Annotated in this window: 7 protein-coding genes; 2 read left to right on the top strand and 5 right to left on the bottom strand. The window is 27.5% G+C overall.

What is annotated here, in order from left to right:
* A partial coding sequence (locus Q1J76_RS06465) for a SpiroCoCo family coiled-coil protein (RefSeq protein ID WP_498034126.1) occupies positions 1–11640 on the top strand: 11640 nt, incomplete at its 5' end.
* Positions 11641–11755: 115 nt separating this feature from the next.
* Here the strand turns inward: Q1J76_RS06465 and Q1J76_RS06470 are convergent.
* The 5 genes from Q1J76_RS06470 to Q1J76_RS06490 are packed head-to-tail and all read right to left on the bottom strand — an operon-like array spanning position 11756 to position 15573.
* Complete coding sequence (locus tag Q1J76_RS06470; RefSeq protein WP_300368569.1) at positions 11756–12502, bottom strand: hypothetical protein; 747 nt, start codon at positions 12500–12502, stop codon at positions 11756–11758.
* 2 nt (positions 12503–12504) lie between these two features.
* Positions 12505–13323, bottom strand: a complete 819-nt coding sequence (locus Q1J76_RS06475) for a hypothetical protein (protein WP_300368572.1) — start codon at positions 13321–13323, stop codon at positions 12505–12507.
* A 39-nt stretch (positions 13324–13362) separates the two neighbouring features.
* Complete coding sequence (dut, locus tag Q1J76_RS06480) at positions 13363–13797, bottom strand: dUTP diphosphatase (protein ID WP_300368575.1); 435 nt, start codon at positions 13795–13797, stop codon at positions 13363–13365.
* A 33-nt stretch (positions 13798–13830) separates the two neighbouring features.
* On the bottom strand, positions 13831–15216 hold the full coding sequence (locus Q1J76_RS06485) for a GntP family permease (protein WP_300368577.1): 1386 nt from the start codon (positions 15214–15216) through the stop codon (positions 13831–13833).
* A 45-nt stretch (positions 15217–15261) separates the two neighbouring features.
* Positions 15262–15573 (bottom strand): HPr family phosphocarrier protein, encoded by a 312-nt coding sequence (locus Q1J76_RS06490; protein WP_300368580.1) that lies wholly within the window; start codon positions 15571–15573, stop codon positions 15262–15264.
* Positions 15574–16142: 569 nt separating this feature from the next.
* On the opposite strand from Q1J76_RS06490, the gene uvrA reads away from it, so the two are divergent.
* Positions 16143–21697: excinuclease ABC subunit UvrA (gene uvrA / locus Q1J76_RS06495; RefSeq protein WP_300368583.1), on the top strand; the 5555-nt coding region annotated here is incomplete at its 3' end.

Consider the following 21697-nt stretch of genomic DNA (forward strand, 5'->3'; position numbering starts at 1 on the left):
AAAAATGAAAGTATAGAGCATGTATTTAATGAAGAGGTAAAGAAATTAGATGAATTATTTAATAGAGTTCATAATGATAATGTAGAGTTTAGAGATAGATTAGAGAAGCGTATAGAATATTTTGAAGATACTTGGTCTGATAGTGGAAGAATAAGATCTATATTCTCATCTGATATTAGAGATGAAATAGAAAATGTTAAATCTGATACAGAATTGAAATTTGAAAATTCTATAAATGAGCTTAAAGAAAAAATGAGTTCTATGGATAATGATATAGCTTCTTGGAAGGAAGAGCATATCGATGATATTAATAGTAAGATAGAATCTATTAATAATGATTTAAGTTCATTCAGAGATGATTATATAACAGAATTACAGCAGAAAATAGATTCTATTGATAGTAATATACTTGCTTGGAAAGATAGTAAAATTAATGAATTATTATCTCAGTTAGAAGAAGCTAAAAATAGTATATCTGCCTATATAGATAATTCTGATGTTAAGGCTGAGAATATATTGAATACTTTATTAGCTAAAATCGAAGAGAAAGAGCATAGTATCTATTCTAATATAGATTCTAAGATATCAGAGATAGAGGAAAGATTATTAGATACAGATTCTAAACTTAATAATGATATAGCATCTAATTTAGATAATCTTCATAATATGTTAAATGAAGCAGTATCTAAATATGATGAAGAGATAAAGAATATCGAAAGCTATAGAAATTTAGAATCAGATAAATTACTAGAAGAATCACATAGTCTTATAGATGAGATAAGAAAAGGTTATGAGCATTATTCTAATTTGATAAATGATACTTATAATAATTCTTTGAACTCTTTGAAAGATTATAGTAATTCCGTTAAGGAAGAGATAGAGAAAGCCAGAGAAGAATCAGAGAGTAAGCATTTATCTAATGAGAAGAATTATATAGATAATTATTTGAAAGATTATTCAGATAAGATGGATAAAGATATATCAGAAAAGATTAATATGCTTAATGATATTAAAGATCAATTAGATAATATGGTTAAAGATTCTTTCAGTAATTTAGAAAATAGCTTTAATGATGCAGTATCCAGATTTGAAGAGGAAACTAATAATAAAGTTTTAGAGGCCATTGAAAAGTTAGAAAGAGAAACAGAAGCTGTACTATTTAATAAGTACATGTATACATTAGATGAGCAGATACAGTCTGTAAATGAAAAAATAGAGAAAGAAACTAATGATTTGAGAAACAAATATAATTCTTTGAGTAATGATTTTGATGATGCTATAGATATTATTAAAGATTCTATAATAGATAGAGATGAATTAATATCATTACATAATGAAGAGAAGAGTTCTATTATTGATAGATTAGAAAATATTAAAAATGACTTTGAATCTTTCAAAGAATCTGTATTAAAATTTAATAATGAAGATGTACCTGCTTTATTTGAAGATAAAAAAAGAGAAATAGAGCATGTATTTGAAGAGTTTACTAGTGCTGTTGTTGATAGAGTAAATATTACTGATGATGAAGTTATTAAATTAAAAGATACTTTAGTTTCTGATAAATTAGACTTATTAGAGAAACTTGATAATTTAGAAGTTGAGATAGAAACTATTAAGAAAGATAATACTATAGAGCAATTATCATTAGAGAAAAAAGCTTTAGAGGATTCTTTCAATGCTATAAAAGAAGACTTCTCTAAGTTAGAGAATTTAGAGAATAATTTATATCAATTAAAAGAAAATATGTCTGATGTTGATATTTTATTAAAAGATGAGGTTAAAGCATTATCAAACAAATTAGCTGATTTTGAAGAGAGAATAAAAGATGATATAGTAAGAGATTTAGATGAATATTCTATAGAGCTTGGCAATCTTACTTCAAATGTAAGTAAATTAAGTTCAAGCATTGATAATGTGAAATCTCAAATAGAAGATAATATTAATAAATCTTCTGAATTAGAGTCTCTTATATCAAATGAAAAAGAAGAGTTATATAATAAACTTTCTTCTCTTAAAGATGAGTTGGTTTCAAATTCTAAAAATAGCGATATTGTAGAGCAGCTATTCATAAAAGAAAAAGAAAAATTATCAGAATTATTTAATCAGATAAAAGATGATAATAAAGAATTCAGATATAGACTTGAAAAGCGTATAACTTATTTTGAAGATACTTGGTCTGACAGCAGTAAGCTTAAAAATATTTTCTCAACTGATATAAGAGAACAATTGGATAATATCAGAAATGACAATGAAATTAAATTTGAAAATTCTATTAATTATTTGAAAAATAAAATAGAGTCTATGGATAATGATATATCTGCTTGGAAGGAAAATAATATAGATGAGCTTACTAAACAATTAGATACTGCTAAAGAAAGTATATCTAATTATTTAGAAGAATCAGAAGTCAAGGGAGAATCTATTGTCAGCAATTTATTATCAAAAATAGATGAAAGAGAGAGAGCCATATTTGAATCTATAGATAATAAAGTTAAGGATATAGAAGAAAAATTATATGCTATGGATTCTAAATTAAATGATGATATAAGCAGTAATTTAGAAAATCTATATAATACTGTAAATGAAGCAGTAGCTAAATATGATGAAGAGATAAAAAATATTGAGCATTATAGATTAGATGAGAATAACAAACTTTTAGATGATATAGATAATGTAGGAAAAGAAATAAAATCTTCTTATGAAAATTATTCTAAACTTATAGATGAAGTTTATAATAATTCTATCAATTCATTGAAAGAGTATTCTGATTCTATTAAAGATGAAATAGAAAATGCAAAAGCAGAAACTGAAGAGAAACATTTATCTAGTGAAAGAGAATATATTAATCAATATTTGAAAGAGTATTCTGATAAATTGGATTCTCAAGTATTAGATAAAATTAGTATATTAGATGAAACTAAAGAACATTTAGATAATATTCTAAAATCTTCTTTTGATGATTTAGAGGCTAAATTTAATGAGTCTATGAGCAAGTTTGAAAAGATATCTAATGAACAGTTTGAAAATATAGATACATTAGAATCTCAGGTATCAGATAAAATTAGTATATTAGATGAGACTAAAGAACATTTGGACAATATGCTAAAATCTTCTTTTGATGATTTGGAGGCTAAATTTAATGAGTCTATGAATAAGTTTGAAGAGGTATCTAATGAACAGCTTGCTTCTACTATAGAGAAAATAGAACAAAAAACAGATGAAGTAATTTATGGCGAAAATTATATTCATAAAATAGAAGATAAGGTTAAAGATTTCTATGGTAGAATAGACACTAAACTTCTAAATGTTGAAGATAAATATGATGCTTTAGAGAGAAAAATATATGATTTAGAAATTAATCAAAATTATATAAATAGATTTGAAGATAAGATAAGAGATTTGCATGAAAAAATAGATGCAAGAATAATGAATGTTAATGAAAGATATGATAATCTAAAAAAACATTTTGATGATAAATTTATCAATATAGAAAGTCTTGTATTGAATAATGATCAAATGCAGAAACTTAGAGATGATTTCATTATATTCAAAGATGATGTATTGAATGCTAATAGAGATAATATACCTACTCTATTTGAAAAAGAGAGAGAGAAATTTGAAGAAACATTTAATTCATTTACTAATGATATAATATCAAAATTAGATAGTTCTAATGCTAATATAGAAGAATTTAAAAATGCTATATTTGATGAGAAAAATTCTATATTAGAAAATATGGAAGCATTTAGATATGAATTAGATGAATTAAAAAATAATGATTCTTTAGATGCTTTAGAAGATGAAAAAGCTAGATTGGAGGAAACATTCAATTCATTAAAAGAAGACTTTGAGAGACTTTATGATTTAGAGAGCGAAGTTTATAATTTAAAGAGTAATTTAGATGGCATTGATAGTAATTTAAGAAATGATGTTGATAAATTATACGAAGAGCTTTCTGAATTCAAATATTCCTTAGAAGAGAAAATAGATATATTAGAGGATAATACAGTTTCCAGAGATATATTTGATGATGATAGAGAAAAATTATATTCTTTATATGATGAATTGGAATCATCAAATAACGAATTTAAAAATTTAATGGATAAAAGAATTTCCTATTTTGAGGATACTTGGTCTGATCCTAGCAAAGCTTTAAAACTTTATGACAATGCTATAAGACCTGAAGTTGATGAACTTAAATCTGAAATTTTATCTAGTGTTCAAGGAAAAGTGGATGAAATAGAAAGTAATATATCTATTTGGAAAGATGATAATTTGTCTCTTCTTTTAGAACAGTTGAAAGAGGCTAAAGAAAATATTGATATCTTTATAGAAAGTTCAAAAGATAAGAAAAATGGTATCATTGCTAAGATGATAGCTTCTATAAAAGATGAGATATTAGGAAAAGAAAGTGAGATTAATACTCGTCTTGAAGAAAAATTATCTTCGGTAAATGATAGAATAGCAGATTTAGAAAATAGATTAACTTCTAATTCTGACAGATTCAATACTATGATAGAGGAAGCTGTTGCTAAATATGAAGAGGAACTTGAAAATATAGAATCTTACAGATTAGAAGAGAATGAATCTATAATTAAAAATTTAGAGGATATAGGAAGAAATATAGTTTCTAATTATGAAGACTATTCTAAAATGTTAAATTCTGTTTATGAGAATAATAAAAATGCATTAGATGAATATTCTAACAGTTTGAGAATAGAGATAGAAAAAGCCAGAGTTGATACTAATAAAGGTTATATAGATGATTATTTGAATGAATATTCTTCAAAAATAGAATCTGATATAAAAGAAAAATTAGAAGAACTTGAAAAGAATAAATATAATTTAGATATTATGATAAATGATTCATTTAATAATTTGAATCAAAGTATCAATAATGCCGTATTAAAAATGGTAGAGGATTCAGATTCTAAATTTAGAGATATTGTAGATAACTTGGAATTACAAATTAATAATATACTTTCAAATAAAGAAGAAGAAATAATTTCAAGAATAAGTTCTTATGAATCTGAAATTAAAGATAAACAGGAAAGTTCATTTGCCAATATTAAGAATGAATTATCAGAGCTATATAATGAGTTTAAAGAAAAAATTGATTATAATGGCTTGATGGATATAGCAGGAAAATTGGAGGCTATAGAGAATTCTGTTTCTGAAGTAAATGGTCAATTAGAAAATCAGGCTAGATTTATTTCGGATAGAATGGATTTAGAGAAAGAAGAGCTTTATAATTCAATATCCAAATTATCCAATGAATTTGAGGATTTAAAGTCTAATATCAATGAAAGATTTAAAGCTCAAGTTAATGATTTTATATCTAATAATGAACAGATATTATCATTGTTTGGAAAGTATAGTGAGAAGATTTCTTCGGTAACTGATATATTAGAAGATATAGAAAATGTTAAGCATTCTCTTATAGATGAGATTAACAATGTAAAAGAAGAGATAGATAATAAATACTCAAGTTTAACTAGAGATTTTGATAAGTCTATAGATGAGATAAAAGATGCTGTACTTGATAAGAATAATATGATTCAGTATTCTATTAATGAGAAAGAATTATTAATAAAAGAAGTTGATGCTTTAAAAGAGGCTTTTGAAACATTGAAAGATGATATATTAATGCTTTCTGATGATAAAGTTCTCTCTATACTTAATTCTGAAAAATTAAAAGTACAGACTTCTATTGATGATGTATTAGAAACATTAACTGCTAAAATAAATAATAATGAAGATGCTGTTACTAATTTAGAATCATCATTATCTGAATATAAGTCTATGATATCTGATGCTATAGATGAGTTTAGAAATGAAGTTATATCTATAACAGATAATCATGATTATAGTGATTTAATTGAAGAGAGAAATAGATTAGAAGACTCATTCAATGCTCTTAGAGATGACTTTGCTAAGATAGAAGATTTGGAAAAAGATTTATCAGTAATCAAAGATAATGTAAGAGGTGCTGATATTAGCTTGAATGATGAAGTTATAAGACTTTCTGAAGAGTTGGAAGAATTAAAGAATAATTTAGCTGATGTTTCTTATAAAGAAGAAAATTATGAAGATGAGGAAGATAATGAGGATATATCAGTAATTCAAGAGGGTATTACTGATATATATGATGACTTTAAGAAACTCAATGATAGTTTTGAAGAGTTTAAGAAAACTATAATACCTCAAATATCTAATTTCGCTAAATTGGAAGATAAGATTTTAGAAAACAAGGAAGAAATATACAGAGAATTTAATAATGTTATGAATTCTTTGCCTAAATCTTATATCAATAGAGATGAACTCAATAGATTAGAAGGAAAATTGGATAATATATTTGAGAATTTCAATGATAGTATAGTTTCTATAAAAGATGATTTGATGCATAGTATAGAAAAAGATTCTAAAGAGTTTGAGAACAGACTTGAAAAACGTGTAGAATATTTTGAAGATGTTTGGTCTGATGAAAATAAAGTTGTAGAATTATACGGTGATACTATAGCTACAAGTTTTGCTGTATTGAAACAGGAATTAGAATTGTATTTCAATAATTCTTTTATGGAATTCAAATTAAAAATAGAATCTATGGAGAAAGATTTGAATTCTTGGAAGGATACTAATCTTGATGTTATCTCAAATAATGTAGATAATGCTAAGGATAATGTATTTGATAATGAAAATTACTCTGAAGTAATTGCTATGATAGAAGCATTGAAAGAGGATATATCTAATAAACAATTAGAATTACAGGATAGAATAGATTCTAAATTCGAAGAAGGTGTTTCTAATATAGAATTACAGATGAATACTTTTGATTATAGAATAAAAGAGTTAGAGGATAATCAAGAATCTTTAACATTAGATATTTCTAAGTATACTGAACAATTAGATGCTATATTAGATGAATATGAAAATAAAGTAAAATCTAAAGTTGTTAATCTTCAGGACTCATTAAAAACTGAAGGTAAGCATACTATAGACTATTTAGAAAATAATATTTCATCTATAAAAGAAGATATAAGCAGTTCTAATAAGGGTGTTGATGTAAAAATAAAAGCTTTAGAATCTTATATAAGTAAGATAAATAACGAGCTTAATACTAATACATTAAAACTTTCCAATGAATTAGCTAAAGATAAGAGAGAATTGCTTAATATTATAGATGAGTTTAGAAGAGAAGTTTATGATAAGATAACAGAAGAGATTTCTCAAAAGGATATAAGTATATTAGATGACTTTGAAGAGTTTAAAAATAAAATAATAAATTCTGTACCTAATATGGAAGAGCTTGCTGAATTATTTGTATCTGAAAAATCAGAAATCACTAATGAATTTGAAGAGTTTAGAAATGAAATTCTTAGCACTCAAACAGAGAATTTGAATTTTGCTAAAATGTTTGAAGAAGAGAAAGCAAAATTGATAGATGAGCTTGATCATTTCAAATCTGCTGTAAGAGTTGAATATATATCTGCTGAAGATAGATTTGAAAAAGTGAAAAAAGACTATTTAGATAATTTGAATAATCTTTTAGATATTGAAAAAGCTGATTTACAGGCATCGTTTGATGAGATAAAAAAAGAGATTAACAGTATAAAAGATAATTCTTTATCTAAAGAAGAAGTAGAAAAACTTATAGATAGTTATAAATCGAATATTGATTCTGCTATAGAAAATACAAAGGAAGAAGTTGCTGAAAAAGTATTAGATGGTAAGGTTGATTCTTCTTATCTTGAAAAATTAATAGAAGATGAAAGAGCTAGAATAAATGAAACTTTAGAGTCATTTAGAAAGAGTATAGAAGAGAATTACTCTACTGTAGATGCTGTTGCTGAAGTATTATCTAAAGAGCAGGAAGCTGTTGAAAATAAATTGCTTGAGATGAAAGAAGATATACTTAGAGATATGCCTACTCTTGAAAATATAAGCCAGATATTTGTAGAAGAAAAAGAAACATTGAAAGATGAACTTAGAGATGAGTTTGTTTCATTGAGAGATGATATATTGGTTAATGTTCCTACTAATAATGATTTGGCTAATATGGCTCAACAATACAGTGCTAGAATTAGAGATGATTTCCAAATATTGGAACAGGATTTCTCTGAGAGTATTAAGAGATACAAAGAAAATCTATCTAATGAGATGTTAGGATTCAGAAATGAATTCAATGATAGATTGGGTAATATCAGAGATTTGGCTGAGGCTTTACAAACTGAAAGAGATAGATTAATGTCTGAAATAGATGATATTAAACTTAAATATGAAAGCGGTGTTGTTTATTCTGATGGTTCTTCAAATATTATAGATTCAGATAGAGATAGAATTTTTAATGAGTTTATAAACTTTAGAAAATCTATAATAGAACTTATAAAAGAACAAGATGCTGCTATGAATGTATTCAATGAAGAGAAACTTAATATAATTGACAGCATAGAAGCTTTGAAAAATAAGATTTCATTTGATGTTATAAATAGAGATGAAGTTATAGCTATGATTGAAGATGAAAGAAGACAAGTTGCCGATATGTTTGAAAGTATTCAAAACGATTCTATGGATACAGATTTGAGATATCTTACAGATTCATTCAGAGATGATATTATAAAGGTATTTGAAGAATCTAATGATGAGTTTAGAAAGCGTATAGAGGATAGAATAGTTTATTTTGAAGATGCTTATGCTTCAGCTGATAGAATAAAAGAATTCTATAAAGATGCTATACTTGCTGAAGTTGATAATATCAAAAATGATGCTTATGTACTTCTTTCAGATATAAGTGATAAAGTAGAAACTGCTAAAGGACAAATAGATGTATTAGAAAATAGTAAAATTAAAGATATTGTTAATAAAATGAATGAAGCTGAAAATGATATTAATTCATTAATAAATACTATAAAGGCTAATATAAAAGAACAAGAGAATGAGCTTAGAATGTTAAGTCAGTCTCAAAAACATATATCACAAGAAGTTGAAACTGTACGCAGAGAAAGAGAAGCTCTGATGGATATGGTAAAAAATTCTGATATCAATATAAGAAATAAAATAGACAGTTTGACAAGTGCAGTAGTAGAAGCTGCAAATATAGCTTCTACTAAGATATCAGAAAAAGAGGAAGCATTCAGTAGTAAAGTAAAAGAGGCTGAGGAATATATTAATTCATTAGAAAATAAGTTTACAGCTGAAAATAATGAGGCTTTGAACAAGGCTAAAGAGTATATTAATGAACTTACTTCTTCATTTAATGAGGCTATAACTAAAGAAACTAATGATTTAGCTCCTAATATAATGACTACAGTTGAGAATTTTATCAATAATGAAATGAAGAAATTTGAAAAATTCTCTGATGTAAGAAGTGCTATAGAAGGTATTGAAAATGATATTAATAATAAAATTACCGATGCCTTCAATAATATGAATAAACAATTGGAAGATAATATAGTAGACTTTAAGAAGAAAATAGATACTTATCAAGAAGAGTTTATGAGTGAATTGAAAATGTCTATAGGTGTAGAGGGAGAGAAGGCAGTTGATGAAATTAAGTCTATGCATGATGAAGAGGTTGTCAAATTAAAAGAAATGTATTTGACAACTGAGAAATTCTATACTGATAGACAGGAGAAAAATCATGAAGACTTCTCTAAATTGTTTGAAGAAGCTTATAAAGAATACAATGAAAAAATAGAAACTTTGTATTCTAAATTGGATGATACTAAACTTCAAATAAGTACTTCTGTTGAAGATGTTGTATCCGATTTGAAACAGGCTTTGAGTATAAAAGATGAGTTCTTAACTGCTGTTGAAAATAATAAAGAGAAGCTTGGGGAAGTTGAAGAGCAGATGAGTAGTTTACAAAATGAATTTGCACCTTCTATAGATAGATTGAAAACTCTTATAGAAGAAAAGGCTTCAGAACTTCATGATAAAATAAATGTATATTCACAGGATATAGAATTACAAGGCGAGAAATTCAATACTAGATTAGAAGAATTGTCTAGAGATGCTAAAATTACTATTGAAGCTAAAGTAAGCGAATTTGATTCTATAATAGAAAATGTTTCTAATAAAATGGATACTTTATTAGAAGAAAAGAATTCAGAGTTTGATGCATTAAAAGCTCATTACGAAGGTCTTTCAGAATCTTTAACTGCTTTGAAAGAATCTATATCAGATGCTATTAATATTAGAATAGAAGAAGCTAATAGCATTATAGAAGAAAGTGTTCAGGCTATAGAAGAGAATACAAATGAAAAATATGAAAAGTATGTAGCAAGACTTAATTCTAATTTAGAACAAACATTATCTCTTCTTATGAATGATGCTAAAGAGCATATACAAAATGCTAAAGATGAGATAATGAAAGCTCATACTGATAATTTAGATGAATATGATGAAAGAATTACAAATATGAAAGATATTATCTCTGCTTTAGAGACTGATATTACTAAATATTCTTCTGAGATAGATGTAAGACTTGAAAATATTAATTTAAGCTATGATGAAAAAACAAATGTTATACTTAAAGATTTTGAAAATAGAACTGATGATTTACAATTAAAATTGAATGATGTTGTTGAATCTATTGATAAAATGCTTGATGTAAAAACTAATGATATTTCTTTAGGATATGATGCTGTGAAATCAAAAATTGATGATATAGCTAAAGATATTGAAAAATACATGAATATTGTAAAAGTATTTGATAATGCTAAAGAAATGGCAGATTCTATCAAAGATGATGTTTCTAAATTATCGGTTTTAGTTGAAAATACTAAGTCGGCATCTATTGATATGAATAAGACTATATCTGAGTTTGAGAATTTAAAGAAAATGCATAATGAAATATTAGATTATGCAAGCACTCTCAAGAAAGAAAAAGACAGTTTGAAAGATACTCATGAAAAAGTCAATATGCTTATGGAGATGTCTGGAGAGATTCAGGAAAGATTTGTTAATATAGCAGAAAATAATGCTATGATAGAGCATGCTGAAGAAGGTATACAGGTTGTTATAGATATAGCATCTCAAATAGAAAATAAACTCTCATTTATAAAAGATAAAGAAGAGTATGCAGATGATATATTACATCAAATAAGAAAGGCTGAAATAGAAACTGAAACTATTTTGGAAAGAGTAGACAGTATAAAAGAAGCTATGGTAGAAGTTGAAGATACAAGAAAGAACTTTATGGAGAAGGTTTACTCTTTAGAAAGAGATATGGCTAAAATAGAGAAGAATGATAAGAAAGTTCAATTGTTTATCTCTAAATTAGAAGAAGTTAATGATATAATAGACGCTATACAGGATCAGAGAGAAAATCTTGTTCGTATGAAGAATCAGTATGATGATTATGATAAGAATATAGTTAAGAATTTAGAAAGAGCTGAATATTTTGTTAGATATTTAGAAACTTTACTTGATAATGCTGATAAATATATGTCAGATAAAGATTCTAAATCTTCCAGCAAGAAAAATAAGACTACAAAAATAGATACTAAAAAAGAAGAGCTTATTATAAAGATGTATAAACAAGGATGGAAACCTGAAGATATAGTTAAGAATACTTCATATTCAAGAGATGAAGTTGAGAGAACTATTAAAGCATGGAAAGATAAACAGTCTAGAGGATAATATAAGATAACTTCACTTCCTCTTAATAAATTAAATGGAGCCTATAGTTTATAACTGTAGGCTCTTTATATTTTTATTTAATGTATATTCATTTAAATATTTTTTATTTAGAAAATTATATTCCCCACCATTGTGAAGCATTTTGTTGATAAGCCCATCTGTAAGAGCCATCTTTTTTTATCCAAATTTTAGCTAGTGAATTTCCATTTTTAAATATATATAATCCATTTATAGAATATATAGCATCATTATCAAATGAATTATCATTATAATTTGTAAGAACTACAACATTATTAATACTATTTTGCGCTCCAAAATACTGTACTTTCCAATTAGCATTGCAAGTTATTTTTCCATTATTTATAGTACCTAAATTTTGTCCGTTAGCCGTTAAAGAATTACCATTTCCATCACCTTCATTTCTAGGAATTACAGGTATTATTGAATCAGGTGTTATTTTTGTTTCTATATATTTTTTATCAACTAAATTATTTGTACCATAAGCTGTAACAGATACATAATATAATGTACCATTAGCAAAAGCCATTTTAGTAGTAGGTACTTCAATTACAAAGTTTGTTCTGGTATGATTGCTTCCTAATATAGTCGGAAATGTATTTGATGTACTTTTTATAGCATCATCAGGCTGTGTAAAAGTATTGGCTTGGGAAACATATAAATTGAAACCAGCAAAATCAGATGCTATTACGCTGGACCAAAAACTTATATATATAGCATTATTACTTGCTATTGCTTTTATATCATATGGAGAATTATATTCATCTACTATAGTTATAAGTTCTTCATTACAAGAAGTAAATAGAAAAATAGATGATATTAATAACATTATTATTTTTTTCATAATTAATAACTCAATATATTAGGACTAGTTTGATGACAATAATCTATTACAGCACTGCTAGTTCCATTTACACTTTTTACATATATTTTCCCATAATAGGAATTTCCACCTTCTGTTATTTTTATTAAATAAAGTCTATTCATTATAACATCTAATTCGGCTGTACCATATCCATTCTCAGGTGGCACTACTATATCAGTTAAAGAATTTCCAGATACACGCATCATACTTCCATTATCAACATTTTGAAAGACTAATTTACCCCCATTTATATTTAGAATAGCTAAATTTCTTCCTGTACCCTTTATTGTTGTATTTGGAGTTATATTTTGATTTAGAACTTCTGGTCTAGGCGTGCCCATTTGTACAAAATTATCATAATAATAATAACTTTCTAATTGAGGTGTTATTTGATATGCCCCAACCCAAACATAAATAGGTATTCCATTATTTAAATCATTTTCTTTCAATGTATATATATCTGTACTATTTGTTGAATAGTAACTTCCTACTTTTATATTAAAAACATATTTTTTTATTGTATCTGAAGTTTTTTCCACCATTGTAGGCAATACTTTTTGCTGATTATATAATCTATATTTTCTAGGATCAGTTTTATCACCAAAATATATATTATATCCGCTAAAAGATGGTTCATTATTTTGGGCCTGAAATTCTACAGTTAATTCATTATTTCCAGGTGTAATTTTAGTTATATAAGGTTGATTTAATTCTAATGTTACGCCTGTAACATCTGGAAGTCCGCATGAAATCGATGACAATATAATAATTATACTAAGAATTACTTTTAATACTTTCATTTCTAATAATTATACATAATAAATAAAATGATATCAATATTATTTATTCGTACTTCCAAATCCGCCTTCACCTCTTTTAGTTTCAGAAAGAAAATCTACTTCTTCAAAATAAGCTTTTTCAACTTTAGAGAAAACCATTTGAGCTATTCTATCTCCATTATTGATTGTAAAAGGAGTATCTGTTAAAGAAGCTAATATAATTTTTAATTCACCCCTATAATCGCTATCTATTGTTGCTGGTGAGTTTAAACAGAATATTCCATTTTTTAATGCTAATGAACTCCTGCTTCTAATCTGAGCTTCATACCCTTCAGGCATTTCAATGAAAATACCTGTTGGTACTAAAACTATATCATTTTTATTTAAAGTAATTGAATTTTCTAAATTAGCATGTAAATCTAATCCTGATGATCCTTCAGTTTGATATTTAGGCAATGGATTATTAGATTTATTAATAATTTTTATTTTTAGCATTATTCACTCCAAAAATTTTAGAATATCATATTATTATCTGAATAAAAAAGCAAGTATCATTATGATAATAAGAGCTGTAATACCTTGTACAAAAGTAGCTAAAGTTCTAGCTTTATATGCATCTTTTATTTTTAGTCCTGATAATTCAACAACTATCCAGAAATAGCTGTCATTAGCATGTGATGCTATCATAGAACCAGCACCTATAGCCATTAAAACCAATACTTGAGATATAGGCGTTGTAAATCCTAAAGTATTTAGTAAAGGAGCAAAAATAGTTGCTACAGTAACTACCGCTATTGTAGATGAACCTAATATTATTTTTAATGCTGATGCTATAATGAAAGGTAATATTAATCCCATATTTAATGAAGCAAATATATGACCTAATTCAGGTATAACTTTAGCTAATTCTGTAGATTTCAAAACCTCAGCAAATGCACCACTTGCTCCTACTATAGCTAATATACTTCCTGAAGATCTTATACCATCTCCTATCCACATTGATATTTCTTCTTTATTAAATTTATGTGTTAATAAAAGAGAAAATAAAAAACCTATAAACAATGCCATAGAAGGCTCACCCAAAAATATAAATATGTTTTTTATTATTCCGCTTCCCAATCTAAATGAATCAAATCTTACAATAGTTCCAATTGCCATCAATATTATTGGTACAAATATAGGTGCTAAAGCTTTCCAAGCAGAAGGAAGTCCTCCAATATCGCTTATTAAAGTTTCATATATTATGGGACACTTATCTGGATCATTTTGTTTGTGTATATATTTTGAAATGAAAATACCATATATAGCTCCTACTAAAGATGTAGGAATTGCCACTATTAAACCAATCATTATTACTGTTAATAAATGAGCTTCAAGTCCAAATAAGTTTACAACTGCAGCAGGTCCTGGAGTTGGAGGTATTAAAGCATGCGAAGCATAAAGTCCCGTAGATAAGGCTACAGATAAAGCTACTGGAGAAGCACCGCTTTTTTTGGCAACTGCTTTTCTTAAAGGAGTAAGTATTAAGTAGCCAGAATCACAAAATACAGGTATAGATACAATGAAACCTAATATATTCATCGCTAATGCAGGATGAGATTTGCCTACTATTCTTAATACAATTTCACCCAATTTCAATGCAGCTCCAGACATTTCTAGTATATTACCTATTATACTTCCTAGAACTATTATTATACCTACACTTGCTAATGCATTTCCAAAACCTTTACCTATCAGAGCAGATATATCAGTTATATAATTTGTATCATCATTGGATGGTATATGAAGCGTAAAAGCCAAAAATATAGCTACTAATAGCATTGCTATAAACGGATGAACTTTAAATTTAATAGTTAAAATCATGACGACAATAATTGATATCGTCAGCATAGCTATTACAAAATAACTAATCATTAAATACCCTTTTTATATGATTTATTTAATAATCAATTTGAAATATTAATCATCTTCTGGAACTTCAGCATGTATATATCCTTCTTCAAAGAAGTCTATAAGCTCTTTTTCAGCTTGTTTTGCTGCTTCTTCCATTCCATCTTCATATTCTATTTCTAAAATAAGATTTGCACCTTGAAATGCTCCAAGCCCCATTATATTGAATACACTTTTAGCATCTGCTCTTACTCCATTATATAGTAAAAATATACCTATATTTGAATAATTACTTTTACTAGAAATTTGTGAAAGTATTCCTGCTGGTCTTAAATGCATACCATTTTTGCTTTTGATTGTAACTACATTTGTTAATGTCATTGAATATCCTGAGAATTTATTATATACATATTATAGTATATTTATTTATAATTTTCAAGATTATTTTATATAGTAAATCTATTATTAGTAATTAAAAAATATATATCAAATTTATTTACATACTCCGCCCCTGTATACTTTATATTTTTTACAAAAAAGCAATATGATCATGTTTTTTTATTTACAATTAAAAATGTAACCCCACCCTAGTTTTTATTAAATTGCTAATCGTCTTAATGCACGGTTAGCTTATTATTATCTTATAAAAAAGGTAAATGGGATTATAAATTCATAGCTTCAATAAAGTTTTAATTTATTATTTTTTAATTAATTTTAAATATATCCCTTTTTCTTCTTTCGTAGCAATACCACAGACTCTTCTTTTGATGCAAAAGAAGTGGTGTTTGGAGCAAAGACATGCTAATATTTTAATTAAAAAATAAAAGATATTGTATAATTTCGCTATCTTTTTTAATATCATTTATTAATTAATATTTAATATCAATAAACTCTTTTTTTATATAGAATTTATGTTATAATATTTTAACTTTTTTGCTGAGGGTACATTAATGGCTAATAATTCTATAGAAATCAGAGGTGCTAAAGAACATAACCTTAAAAATATATCGCTTTCAATACCACATAAAACTCTAACTACTTTAACAGGAGTATCAGGCAGCGGAAAAAGCTCTCTTGCATTCGATACTATTTTTAAAGAGGGACAGAGAAGATATTTAGAATCATTGTCAGCCTATGCAAGACAGTTTTTGGGCGTAATGGCTAAGGCTGATGTTGAACATATAGAAGGACTATCCCCTACTATTTCTATAGACCAAAAAAGCGTAAATAAAAATCCACGTTCTACTGTAGGTACAGTTACAGAAATCTATGACTTTTTTAGACTTCTTTTTGCAAGACTCGGAGTACCTTACTGTTCTAAATGTGGACATAAAATTTCTAAACAGAGTGAAGACCAAATTGCACAAAGTGTTTTAAGAGAATTTTCTGAAAAAAGAATTCTTGTTCTTGCACCTATTGTAAGAGATAGAAAGGGAGAGTATAGAAAAGAAATTGAGGAAGTAAAACTCGCAGGTTATCCAAGAATAAGAATAGATAATATAGTTTATAAATTTGATGAAGATGAAATACCTGAACTTAAAAGATATGAGAAGCATACTCTGGAAATAGTTATAGATAGAATAAAAGTTGAAGATAAATATTTATCAAGAATAACTGATGATATAGAAAGAGCCATAAGAATAACAAAAGGTTTGGTAGCCTTTTATGAAGAGTATGAAAAAAGTGAAGAAGCTTTGGAAGTAAATACTGAATCAGAGAATACAGAAGAAGATACAAAAGCAAAAAAGAAAAAAATAAAAATGAGTAAGCAGTTTGAGATAGATAAATATTATAAACTCTATACTACTGAAAGATCATGTGCTAATTGCGGACACTCCATTGCAGAGATTGAGCCTAATTTATTTTCATTCAATAATCCTATGGGAGCATGTACCGTATGCGGGGGGCTTGGAGTTGAGCATGTATTTACTGAAAAGCATATTGTAAAAGATGAAAATTTAAATGTTTATGAGGGTGCTTTATCATGTTTCGTTGAGGATCATATTGGTTTCGATGCTGAATATGGTGTTGATGAATTGGAGATAATTGCAAAAAATTATAAAATAGATTTAAAAAAGCCTTGGAAAGATCTCACTAAAACAGAAAAAAAATATTTATTATATGGTACTGATAAAGAGATAAAATGGAGAAAGAGATTTTGGTATCATAGTAAAATGGTTGAGGAAAGAGTGCCGGGCATTTTAGACAGATTAAAATATGATTATGAAACTTATAAAAATAGTTATTATGCTAATTTTATGGACGAAGAAGAATGCCCTAAATGTAAAGGCAAGAGAATAAATGAAGATGCATTGGCTGTGAAATTTAATGGAAAAACTATAGCTGATTTTTCTTTAATGACTATAGAAGATTTATATAATTATTTCACTAAATTAAAATTAAAGCCTGATGAAGAAGTAATAGGTGCTCCTATAGTAAAAGAAATTATTTATAGACTTACTTTTTTGGTGAAGGTAGGATTAACTTATCTTACAATAGCACGCTCTTCCCCTACACTTTCAGGAGGCGAATCTCAAAGGATAAGATTAGCATCGCAAATTGGAAGCGGACTTGAAGGAGTGCTTTATGTTCTTGATGAACCTTCGATAGGTTTGCATCAATCAGATAATAAAAAATTAATTGAGTCATTAAAGGCATTAAGAGATAAAAATAATACTGTTATAGTTGTAGAGCATGATAAAGAAACTATGGAGGAATCGGATTATTTAATTGATATAGGTCCGAATGCAGGAGTAAATGGAGGTGATGTTGTAGGTATCGGAGATTATGAAGAGTTTTTGAAATCAGACAGATCCTACACTGCTAAATATTTACGGGGCGATGATGATATAGAGATACCAAAAGAAAGAAGAGAAGGAAACGGAAAATTTTTAAAAGTAATAGGTGCTAATCAATTTAACCTTAAAAATATAGATGTTGAATTTCCTTTAGGTTTATTCATAGTAGTTACAGGGCTTTCAGGAAGTGGTAAATCTACTTTGATAGAAAATATTTTAATGCGTGCTTTGCATAATCATTTTTATGGAAAAACTTTAGCAGCAGGAAGCCATGAAAAAATAGAAGGACTTGAAAATATTGATAAGGTTATAGAGGTTGATCAGTCGCCTATAGGGAGAACACCAAGAAGTAATCCTGCAACTTATACAAAGGTTTTATCGCCTATAAGAGATTTATTTGCTGCTACCAAACTCGCAAAAATGAGAGGATATGATAAAGGCAGATTTTCATTCAATGTAAAAACGGGAAGATGTCCTACATGCGAAGGTGCAGGAGTTATTGAATTAGAAATGCAGTTTCTTTCTAATGTATTAGTACCTTGTGAGGAATGCGGAGGAAAAAGATTTAATGCAGAAACTCTTGATGTAAAATATAGAGATAAAACTATATATGATGTTCTTGAAATGAGTGTATCTGAAGCAATCGAATTTTTTGATGGTATAACTTCTATCACAAGAATTTTAAAGATAATGGAAGATATAGGACTTGGTTATATAAAATTGGGACAGCCTTCTACTACCCTATCAGGAGGAGAGGCTCAAAGAATAAAATTAGCAAGCGAACTTCATAAAATATCTACAGGAAATACTTTATATATATTGGATGAACCTACTACAGGACTTCATTTTGAGGATATCAAGAAATTATTAAAGGCATTGGACGGACTTGTTTCTAAAGGAAATACTGTTTTAGTTGTAGAGCATAATTTAGATGTTATTAAATGTGCTGATTATATTATAGATATGGGACCCTTAAGCGGTGATAAAGGAGGAAGAGTTATTGCTGAAGGTAAACCCGAAGATATTATAAAGGTGAAAGAATCTCTTACAGCAAAAGAATTAAAAGAAATTTTTAAGCCTTCAAAAAAGAAAAAAAAGATTATACAAAAAGAAGAAATCAAAAAAGAAGAAAATACATCCCTTATTATAAAAGGAGCCAATAAACATAATTTAAAAAATATAACTATTACACTTCCTAAAAATAAAATCAATGTTATTACTGGAGTATCAGGAAGCGGAAAAACTTCTCTTGCATTTGATACTATATTTAAAGAAGGACAAAGAAGATTTGTTGAATCTTTATCAACTTATGCAAGAAGATTTTTAGGGAGATTTGAAGATGCTAATGTTGAAAAAATAGAAGGATTAGCACCAGCCATTGCAATAGATCAAAAGAATGTTAGTAGAAATCCTCGTTCTACTGTTGCAACTGTTACAGAGATTTATGACTATTTCAGACTAATTTTTGCAAGGGTTGCTAAGCCTCATTGTCCACATTGTCATGATAAAGATACTTTAAAAGCTGAAACTCCTTCTATACTTGCAACTGAAATTACTGAAAGTATGGAGTTGTATAAACTTGTTATAATTTCTCCTTTGTATCATAGTTCATTCAATCATAGATTCACATTCAATGATAATGATGCTAAAGATATAAAAAAGATTATAGAAAAAACAAGAGAAGCTGGATATATGAGAATGCAGATTAATAACAATGATTATGTTATAGATGATATTACAGAAGAAGATATTGATGCATTATCAAAAGAAGAAATATATTCTGTTGGTATAGTAATTGACAGAATAGTTGTAGGTAAAGATAAAAGAGCTAGAATTGCTGATGCTATTGATAGGGCTATGGATTTATCAAACGGAGTTGTGCATATAAAAGCTTCACATGGCATAATAGTAAAAGATAGTTTCCATACAAAATTTCCAGCTTGTCTTCTTCATGGAATTTTATTTGATTTTGAAGTTACTCCAAGACATTTTTCATTCAATTCGCATTGGGGCTATTGTGAAGAATGTAAAGGACTTGGAAGCAAACCTACATTCAGTATAGATTTAGCTGTAAAAGATGTTACAAAACCTTTATTTGACGGTGCTTTGGATACTGCTATACATAATATGTTTTCTACTCCGGGAAAATATTATACAGATTCTTTAATGAGATTTTTGAGAAGAAACTCAGTAACAAAAAAAGATTTATATCAAACTCCTTTCAATGAACTTGATAAAAAAATAATTGATACATTCTTCTTTGGAGGCGATTATTCTGTAGGAAATGTTATTACCGCATGGCATTCTAATAATGATGTTACAAGCGATGATTATTCTGAATGGAAGGATAAATCACTTGGTAAATTTTTTATTGATAGGGAATGCAATTCTTGTAATGGAGAAAGATTAAATGAAACAATAAGAGCATATACTATACAAGGTAAAAATATAAGTCAGGTATGTGCCATGACAGTTGAGGAAGCTATTAATTTCTTTGATGAACTTCCTAATCTTTTAAGCGACAGAGAGAATACTATATCAAAAGAAGCTGTAAAAGAAATTAAAACAAGATTAAGTTTCTTGGATAAAGTAGGACTAGGATATTTATTTTTAAGCAGGAAATATTCTACGCTTTCAGGAGGAGAGGCTCAAAGAATAAGGCTAGCAAGTCAGCTTGGCTCAAAACTTACAGGAGTGCTTTATGTATTAGATGAGCCTACAGTGGGACTTCATCCAAGAGATACTAATCATTTGCTTGACACATTAAAAGAATTGAGAGATTTAAAAAATACTCTTGTTATAGTAGAGCATGACAGAGATACTATGAAAGCTGCTGATAATATTATAGATATGGGACCTTATGCGGGTGCTTTTGGAGGAGAGGTAATTTTTTATGGCAAATATGATGATATATTAAATTCTCCAAATTCTCTTACAGGAAATTATTTAAGCGAGAAGAAAAAAGTATTTGAAAAAACTATCGTAAGAAATGAAGAAACTGAATGCATAAAATTAAAGCAAGTTGCAACAAACAATTTAAAAAATATTGATGTTGATATACCATTAAAAAAGATAGTAGTTGTTACTGGAGTATCAGGAAGCGGTAAATCATCTTTAATAATAGACACACTCTACCCTGCTCTAAAAAAACGCAGATTAAATCAATATTCAAAATTTGAAAGTGCTGAAATACCAAGCATAGTTTCTGATACAATATTGGTTGATCAAATTTCTATAGTAGGCTCTATAAGAAGTACATTAGTAAGCTATAGTAAAGTGTTCGATAAAATAAGAAATATATTTGCAAAGACTCCTACAGCAAAAGCAAAAGCATTCGCACCGGGCAGATTCTCATATAATGGAAAAGAAGGAAGATGCAATATATGCGAAGGTAAAGGCATAAGAAAAATTGCTATGCACTTTTTATCTGATATGGAAATAGTTTGCGAGGCTTGCGGAGGTAAAAGATATAATGATGAAACTTTATCTGTAAGATTCAAATCTTTAAATATAGCTGAAGTATTAGAATTAACAGTTGATGAGGCAATAGAGTTTTTTGACTTTGATAAATCAATTATAAAAACTTTATCAATAATGAGCGAGGTTGGGCTTGGTTATATAAAACTTTCTCAAAGGCTTGATACTTTCTCAGGTGGCGAATTACAGCGTCTTAAACTTGCAACTGAGTTGGCAAAAAAACAAGGCGA

The organism is Brachyspira sp. (assembly GCF_029258575.1).
Lineage (GTDB): Bacteria > Spirochaetota > Brachyspiria > Brachyspirales > Brachyspiraceae > Brachyspira.